The sequence below is a fragment of the Massilia sp. CCM 8734 genome (assembly GCF_011682155.1).
Lineage (GTDB): Bacteria > Pseudomonadota > Gammaproteobacteria > Burkholderiales > Burkholderiaceae_D > Telluria_A > Telluria_A rubra.
In genome coordinates this window covers 1-518 of sequence record NZ_WHJI01000195.1, presented here as the reverse complement: position 1 = coordinate 518, position 518 = coordinate 1, and the positions used below count along the sequence as shown (strand labels likewise).

The window sequence follows — 518 nt, the reverse complement described above, 5'->3', positions numbered from 1 at the left end:
GGGCTGGGGAAGATGGCCCTTGCCGATCTGGAAGCGCAGCGCTATGAGCACTTGGCATCAGTGAAGGATGAGAATGCCGCACTGGCTGAGGCGATTGACTTTAGCGGGACGATGTCGCAGGCGTACCGTGACCAAGCCGCAGCGTTGCGGGAGCGCGCAGAGGCGACACGGGCAGGCGCAGCCAAGGAAATCGAGTTCGACGCCGCGCCTGCCAAGGAATTGCTCGACATTCTGACGGCTATCGACAATGCCACGAAATCGGCCGCTGCCGGCATGGCGGATAGCTTCGGGAAAGTGGGCTCTGCCATCGGCGGCCTGACGACCGCGCTGTCCGGATATGCGGTGCAGCAGCAGGCCATCGTGGCCCAGCTTGCTGCGATCAAAAACGACCCGAAGTCTGGCCCGGAAAAGATTGCCCAGGCCGAGATCGCTGCATCGCGGGCCAGTGCACAGGCAAAAGTAAAAAGCTATGGCGACATGGCCGGCGCCGCAAAGGGGTTCTTCAAGGAGAATACGAC

The 518-nt window shown here is 61.8% G+C and carries 1 protein-coding gene; it reads left to right on the top strand.

Going from position 1 to position 518, the window contains the following annotated elements; translation table 11 throughout:
* Window positions 1-12 precede the first annotated feature (12 nt).
* On the top strand, window positions 13-518 hold a 506-nt coding region (locus tag F2P46_RS36205), incomplete at its 3' end, for a hypothetical protein (RefSeq protein ID WP_208296933.1).